Source organism: Pseudomonas sp. GW822-FHT02E03, from assembly GCF_058802325.1.
The window spans coordinates 105,401-112,212 of the sequence record NZ_JBXAOA010000020.1 but is presented as its reverse complement, the minus strand read 5'-3'; the positions used below and the strand labels follow the sequence as shown (position 1 = coordinate 112,212).

Sequence of the window (6,812 nt, the reverse complement as noted above, 5' to 3'; positions counted from 1 at the left end):
CCCCCCCCCCCCCCCCCCCCCCCCCCCCCCCCCCCCCCCCCCCCCCCCCCCCCCCCCCCCCCCCCCCCCCCTCCCCCACAGGTTCAGTGATCGTCAAATAAAAAAGCCCCGCCTGATCAATTCAGGCGGGGCTTTTAAGTTTCAGCGTGGTCAGCTTACTTGGCGCTGATCGCCGAACGCGGGATGACCGGCTGGTTGTCATTGGAAATGGTCACCTCCACCCGACGGTTCATCGCACGGCCCGAGACGCTGGAGTTCTCCGCAACCGGGTATTCCTTGCCATAACCCTGGGCCACGATGCGCGCAGGGTCGACACCCATCTTGATCAGAGCCACTTGCACCGAGGTCGCGCGACGCTCCGACAGCGACTGGTTGTACGACGCCGAGCCAGTGCTGTCGGTGTAACCCTCGACAATCACTTTGCGGTCCGGGTTTTCCTGAAGGAACTGCGCCAGTTTGTTGATATTCACCAAACCGTTGGACTTCAGGTCCGCCTTGTTGGTGGCGAACAGCACATCACCAAACGTCACCAGCGTGCCGCGATCGGTCTGTTTGGCGTTCAGACTGTCCTGCAGCTGTTTGATCTGCTGGTCGCGGGCATCCAGACGAGCCTGGGCCCGTTGTGCCGCGGCATTTTTCAGGTTGTTTTCAGCGGTGCGCAGGGCGATGGTCTGCTTGGCCACTTCAACACGCTGATTGGTCAGGTAAGCCAGTTGGTCGACCTTGGCCTGGTCTTCCCTATCCAGGTAAGCCTTGTCGGCCTTATCCAGGTATTCGCTGGCGTCTTTGGTTTCCAGCGCCGCGACTTTGCTGGCTTGCGGGTTGGCTTGCAGGCCGGTGTAGTTGGTGCGGGCTTGCTCCAGGTTCGCGTTGGGCGGGGTGGAGCAGGCAGCCAGTGCAACACTTGCGGCCAAGAGGGCGGGGATCATCAATTGTTTGCGCATAATAGTTCGTCCTTTCTATCGATAAGTGTTTCAGGTCTGAAAATCGGGATGGGCGCTTACTGCACGGTGCGCTGACTTTCCTGACGCAGTTCCTGAACACCTTTCTGGGAATCCTTCACAGCTTGTTCGGCTTTCATCGCCTGGGCCTTGCGCTCGGCGACGCGGGCGTCCCACTCGGCTTGCTCGGCCAGCATTCTGGCTTCGTCATACTTTTTGTCGTGCATGGCGATTTCGGCTTGTTTGAGCTTGTCCTGAGCGGCCTTCATTTCCACGGCGGCGAATTCGGTACCGCCGGCGCTGACAGCGCTGTTCACGGCGGATTGGGTCACGGCGTATTGCTCGCTCGGCGGGTTACCGGCGCAACCGGCCAGAACGAAGCTGCCGCCGATGGCCAGGGCCGCCAGTTTGAGACCGCGCAGATGGGGGAACGAGGATGATGCGATGCTGGTCTTCATGGTCTTCAACTCCATTGGATAACTCCTGAAAAACATCTGAATCCATCCTGGGCAAGGAGCCGCAACCATCAATTTCCAGAGTGCTTTTTGAAACGGCCGTCCCAGGCGTGGTTACTGGGTTGACCCGAGGCGTTTTTCAAAAGTTCAGAGAAAATGCCTATCGTCCGAAAAAACCTGATCGAGTGGACAAGGGGCTAAATCGGAAATTTTCGCGATGTGCAGCAGTATCCCCGAGCGCTTCATGACCCGGGAACATGCAATTATCGAAGGAATAGCAAGCCAGTGTGGGAGCGGGCTTGCTCGCGAAGAGGCCGTATCAGTTGAAATAAATATTGCCTGACACGCCGCTTTCGCGAGCAAGCCCGCTCCCACAGGTTCGGCGGTAAATTCAGTGTTTCTGCTTGTCGTTATCGCCCGACAAATCATGCAAATGACGCCGGGACAAGGCCAGAAAACGCGGGGTCGGGCCGACGTCTTCGTACAACGGATCACCTTCTTCATCGGTGGCCACCACCGTTGACCCTTTCACATACGGAAAACTCGCTTCGAGTTCTTCCAGTGCGGCGCCGATCAGCTCGCCGAGCAGTTCTTCGGGGTGCCGCTTGGGGTACATGTCGATAATCGCCGCCAGCCGTGCGGCGGCTTCCACGTCCAGATGAATCGCGTAGCCAGAGTCGGTCAGACGACCCTTGGCGTTTTCTTCCCAATGCTTGGCGAGCTCGCGGATTTTCATGATGACCTCGTTGCGCACCTGCTCGTGGCAGGCCGGGTGAGTGTCCGGCAGTGGCCGGTGATACGCCGTTGTACGGCTTATGGTTGAGATTAGCTGCAATGCCCGGTGTTTGAAGTCCTTGGCGTCGTCTGCTTGTAAGAAGCGCTTTAGGACGGCACTCTCTTTAACGGAGCTTCTATTTCAACGTCTTTACTATCAAAGCATAGCCGCCCGGATTTTCGCTGGAGAACTGCTGATGACCGATATTGATGCACGCTTGCGCGAGGACGTTCACCTGTTGGGTGAGCTGTTGGGCAACACCATTCGTGAACAGTACGGGGACGACTTTCTCGACAAGATCGAGCAGATCCGCAAAGGCGCCAAGGCTGATCGTCGCGGTTCGATGGACGCCGAACTCAGCGCCAGCCTCAACCAGTTGAGCGAAGACGAGTTGCTGCCGGTGGCGCGGGCGTTCAACCAGTTTCTCAATCTGGCCAATATCGCCGAGCAATATCAGCTGATTCATCGCCGTGAAGAATCGCAGCCTGCGCCGTTCGAGGCCCGGGTGTTGCCGGAATTGCTCGCTCGCCTGCTGACCGCGGGCCATGACCCCGAGTCCCTGGCCCGGCAATTGGGTCGACTGGAAATCGAGCTGGTATTGACCGCGCACCCCACCGAGGTGGCGCGTCGCACGCTGATCCAGAAGTACGATGCGATTGCCGCGCAACTGGCCGCCCAGGACCATCGCGACCTGACGACCGCCGAGCGCGAGCAGATCAAGACGAAGTTGCAGCGCCTGATCGCCGAAGCCTGGCACACCGAAGAAATCCGCCGTACTCGCCCGACACCGGTGGATGAAGCCAAGTGGGGCTTTGCGGTGATCGAGCATTCGCTGTGGCAGGCGATTCCCAATTATCTGCGCAAGGCCGATCAGGCCCTGCATGCCGCCACCGGCCTGCACTTGCCACTGGAGGCCGCGCCGATTCGCTTTGCCTCGTGGATGGGCGGCGATCGCGACGGCAACCCCAACGTCACCGCCGCCGTGACCCGCGAAGTGTTGCTGCTGGCGCGCTGGATGGCCGCCGATTTGTACCTGCGCGATGTCGATCACCTCGCCGCCGAGTTGTCGATGCAGCAGGCCAGTGACGAGTTGAAAGCCAAGGCCGGCGACAGCGCCGAGCCTTACCGCGCAGTGCTCAAACAACTGCGTGAACGTCTGCGCGCGACCCGTAACTGGGCCCATGCTTCCCTGACAGCAAACACGCCAGCATCCGCCGATGTACTGCAAAACAACCGCGACCTGCTGGACCCGCTGGAACTGTGCTACCACTCGTTGCATGAGTGCGGCATGGGCGTCATCGCCGATGGCCCGTTGCTCGATTGCCTGCGCCGTGCGGTGACATTCGGGCTGTTTCTGGTGCGCCTTGATGTGCGGCAGGACTCGTCGCGCCACACGGCGGCCATGACCGAAATCACCGATTACCTCGGTCTGGGCCGATATGAGGACTGGAGCGAAGAGGAGCGCATCGCCTTCCTGATGCGCGAACTGAACAATCGCCGGCCATTGCTGCCGGCGTACTTCAAGCCGTCTGCCGACACCGCCGAAGTGCTGGCGACGTGCCGGGAAATCGCCGCGGCACCGGGGGCTTCCCTCGGCTCGTATGTGATTTCCATGGCCGGTGCCGCTTCCGACGTGCTGGCCGTGCAATTGCTGCTCAAAGAATCCGGTGTATTGCGGCCGATGCGCGTGGTGCCGCTGTTCGAAACCCTCGCCGACCTCGATAACGCCGGCCCGGTGATCGAAAAACTGTTGCTGCTGCCGGGCTATCGCTCGCGCCTGCAAGGGCCGCAGGAAGTGATGATCGGTTATTCCGACTCGGCCAAGGACGCCGGCACTACAGCGGCGGCCTGGGCGCAGTATCGGGCTCAGGAGCGGCTGGTGGATATTTGCCGCGAGCAGCAAGTGGAGCTGCTGTTGTTCCACGGTCGCGGTGGCACCGTGGGCCGCGGGGGTGGTCCGGCGCACGCGGCGATTCTGTCGCAGCCGCCAGGGTCGGTGGCGGGGCGTTTTCGCACCACTGAGCAGGGGGAAATGATTCGTTTCAAATTCGGCCTACCGGACATCGCCGAGCAAAACCTCAATCTGTACCTGGCAGCGGTGCTGGAAGCGACCTTGTTGCCACCGCCACCCCCTGAGCCCGCCTGGCGCCATTTGATGGACGAATTGGCCGCCGACGGGGTCAAGGCTTACCGCGCCGTGGTGCGGGAGAATCCGCAGTTCGTCGAGTATTTCCGCCAGTCCACCCCGGAGCAGGAATTGGGGCGTTTGCCGTTGGGCAGCCGCCCGGCCAAGCGTCGTGCGGGTGGAATTGAAAGCTTGCGCGCCATTCCCTGGATCTTCGGCTGGACCCAGACGCGCCTGATGTTGCCGGCCTGGCTTGGCTGGGAAGCGGCATTGAGCAAGGCGCTGGAGCGCGGCGAGGGTGAGCTGCTGGGGCAGATGCGCGAGCAGTGGCCGTTCTTCCGTACCCGCATCGATATGCTGGAAATGGTACTGGCGAAGGCCGACGCCGACATCGCCCAGTCTTACGATGAGCGCCTGGTCGAGCCGGATCTGCTCCCTTTGGGTGCGCATTTACGCGACCTATTGTCGCAGGCGTGTGCGGTGGTCCTGGGGTTGACCGGTCAGTCGCAGCTACTGGCACATAGCCCAGCTACCCTTGAATTCATCCGTCTGCGCAACACTTACCTCGACCCGCTGCATCTATTGCAAGCCGAACTGTTGGCACGTTCGCGGCAACAGGATGTGGCCCAGGGCAGCCCGGTAGAACAGGCGTTACTGGTGTCTGTGGCGGGGATTGCCGCCGGTTTGCGAAATACCGGCTAAGGTTTTCGTCGTGGAGAACAGGCGCCCGGCGCGAGCGTCGAGTGCCTGCTGGCGAGCGGTCGAAAAGGTCTGTCACGCGACAGTTAATGATGGGGTTGCGACTTGGGTTACCCCTTCGCAAGGTCTCATCAGGCTCGGGTTTCTCCGACTTTCGGCGGCTTGTGTGGGCAGGGCCTGCTGTGTATCTTGATCAGCCTTTGACCGTTTGGGCGGTCACGACCCTATTTCTGAGATTGGCCCCACGTGGCGAATCCATTGTTTTGTTTAAGTTATTCTAAATAAAAAATTGAGGAGCACATCTAATGCGCGTCATTCTGCTGGGAGCTCCCGGGGCCGGTAAAGGTACTCAGGCTAAGTTCATCACCGAGAAATTCGGCATTCCGCAAATCTCCACCGGCGACATGCTGCGTGCTGCTGTAAAAGCCGGTACCGAGCTGGGTGTTAAAGCCAAAGGCATCATGGATGCCGGTGGTCTGGTCTCCGACGATCTGATCATCGCCCTGGTCAAGGACCGTATCGCGCAGCCTGACTGTGCCAACGGTTTCCTGTTCGACGGTTTCCCGCGCACCATTCCGCAAGCTGAAGCGCTGGTAGAAGCGGGTGTGGAACTGGACAACGTGGTCGAAATCGCCGTCGATGACGAAGAAATCGTTCAGCGTATCGCCGGTCGTCGCGTTCACGAGGCCAGCGGCCGCGTGTACCACACCGTCTACAACCCGCCGAAAATCGCCGGCAAAGACGACATCACCGGTGAAGAGCTGGTGCAGCGCAAGGACGACACCGAAGAAACCGTGCGTCATCGCCTGTCGGTCTACCACTCCCAGACCAAACCACTGGTGGAGTTCTACCAGGGGCTGGCCTCTGCGCAGGGCAAGCCGAAATACAGCCATATTCCGGGTGTTGGCTCGGTTGAAGTGATCACCGGCAAGGTGCTTGAAGCACTGAGCTGAAAAGTCTGATCGGCTTCATCTTCTACGGCCCGCTTGCGGGCCGTAGTTGTTTATACTGGCGCACTTTTTCTGACCTCTCTTACGGAAACATCGATGAGCACCTTGCTGGCCCTGGACACCGCGACTGAAGCTTGCTCCGTTGCTTTGCTGCATGACGGTAAAGTCACGAGTCATTACGAGGTGATCCCGCGCCTGCATGCGCAGAAGCTGCTGCCGATGATCCAGCAACTGCTGGCCGATGCCGGGACCACGCTGCAAGCGGTCGATGCCATTGCGTTCGGCCGTGGACCGGGCGCGTTCACCGGTGTGCGGATCGCCATCGGTGTGGTGCAGGGGCTGGCGTTTGCGCTGGATCGCCCGGTGTTGCCGGTCTCCAATCTCGCCGTACTCGCCCAGCGGGCTTATCGCGAACATGGCGCTAGCCAGGTCGCGGCGGCCATCGATGCGCGCATGGATGAGGTGTATTGGGGGTGCTACCGCGAAACGGCGGGGGAGATGCGGTTGGTGGGCAACGAAGCTGTGTTGCCGCCCGAAGTCGCCGCATTGCCGGCCGATGCCAGCGGCGAATGGTTCGGCGCGGGCACCGGTTGGGGGTATGCCGAGCGCATTGCCGTCAACCTGAGCGGGCAGGACGCGGGCATGCTGCCCCACGCCGAAGACCTGCTGACCTTGGCGCGCTTTGCCTGGGAACGCGGTGAAGCGATCGTGGCCGATCAGGCGCAGCCGGTGTATTTGCGCGATAAAGTCGCGACGCCAAAAGCGCGTTAATTTCCCCGACCGAGCGGGTCCAATCGCGGGCAAGCCCGCTCCCTGTCTCTCATACACACCTCCGAGCCCACGAGACCGGTCGGCATATTTAGTAGG

General features: G+C 60.8%; 6 protein-coding genes. 3 read left to right on the top strand and 3 right to left on the bottom strand.

Features of this window, described 5'->3' with window-relative positions:
* Nucleotides 1-155: 155 nt before the first annotated feature.
* The 3 genes from lptF to AC1RQB_RS16875 all read right to left on the bottom strand — a co-directional run bounded on the left by lptF (nucleotide 156) and on the right by AC1RQB_RS16875 (nucleotide 2,132).
* Complete coding sequence (lptF, locus tag AC1RQB_RS16885; RefSeq protein WP_063342618.1) at nucleotides 156-944, bottom strand: lipotoxin F family OmpA-related lipoprotein LptF; 789 nt, start codon at nucleotides 942-944, stop codon at nucleotides 156-158.
* Between the two features lie 56 nt (nucleotides 945-1,000).
* Nucleotides 1,001-1,414, bottom strand: coding sequence for a DUF4398 domain-containing protein (locus AC1RQB_RS16880; RefSeq protein ID WP_063342619.1), 414 nt, complete (start codon nucleotides 1,412-1,414; stop codon nucleotides 1,001-1,003).
* Nucleotides 1,415-1,787: 373 nt separating this feature from the next.
* Nucleotides 1,788-2,132 (bottom strand): hypothetical protein, encoded by a 345-nt coding sequence (locus AC1RQB_RS16875; RefSeq protein ID WP_007897668.1) that lies wholly within the window; start codon nucleotides 2,130-2,132, stop codon nucleotides 1,788-1,790.
* Nucleotides 2,133-2,367: 235 nt separating this feature from the next.
* On the opposite strand from AC1RQB_RS16875, the gene ppc reads away from it, so the two are divergent.
* The 3 genes from ppc (at nucleotide 2,368) to tsaB (ending at nucleotide 6,716) form a co-directional block, all read left to right on the top strand.
* Nucleotides 2,368-4,998 carry a phosphoenolpyruvate carboxylase gene (ppc, locus tag AC1RQB_RS16870; protein ID WP_063342620.1) on the top strand — a complete coding sequence of 877 codons (2,631 nt, stop codon included), beginning with the start codon at nucleotides 2,368-2,370 and terminating at the stop codon, nucleotides 4,996-4,998.
* A 302-nt stretch (nucleotides 4,999-5,300) separates the two neighbouring features.
* Nucleotides 5,301-5,948, top strand: a complete 648-nt coding sequence (gene adk / locus AC1RQB_RS16865; protein WP_007906266.1) for an adenylate kinase — start codon at nucleotides 5,301-5,303, stop codon at nucleotides 5,946-5,948.
* A 93-nt stretch (nucleotides 5,949-6,041) separates the two neighbouring features.
* Nucleotides 6,042-6,716, top strand: a complete 675-nt coding sequence (gene tsaB / locus AC1RQB_RS16860; protein WP_063342621.1) for a tRNA (adenosine(37)-N6)-threonylcarbamoyltransferase complex dimerization subunit type 1 TsaB — start codon at nucleotides 6,042-6,044, stop codon at nucleotides 6,714-6,716.
* Nucleotides 6,717-6,812: the final 96 nt, after the last annotated feature.

What these genes read in the sequence shown, in the direction of transcription:
- lptF (WP_063342618.1), bottom strand. Translation starts at nt 944, where the DNA reads ATGCGCAAACAATTGATGATCCCCGCCCTCTTGGCCGCAAGTGTTGCA.
- tsaB (WP_063342621.1), top strand. Translation starts at nt 6,042, where the DNA reads ATGAGCACCTTGCTGGCCCTGGACACCGCGACTGAAGCTTGCTCCGTT.
- ppc (WP_063342620.1), top strand. Translation starts at nt 2,368, where the DNA reads ATGACCGATATTGATGCACGCTTGCGCGAGGACGTTCACCTGTTGGGT.
- AC1RQB_RS16875 (WP_007897668.1), bottom strand. Translation starts at nt 2,132, where the DNA reads ATGAAAATCCGCGAGCTCGCCAAGCATTGGGAAGAAAACGCCAAGGGT.
- adk (WP_007906266.1), top strand. Translation starts at nt 5,301, where the DNA reads ATGCGCGTCATTCTGCTGGGAGCTCCCGGGGCCGGTAAAGGTACTCAG.
- AC1RQB_RS16880 (WP_063342619.1), bottom strand. Translation starts at nt 1,414, where the DNA reads ATGGAGTTGAAGACCATGAAGACCAGCATCGCATCATCCTCGTTCCCC.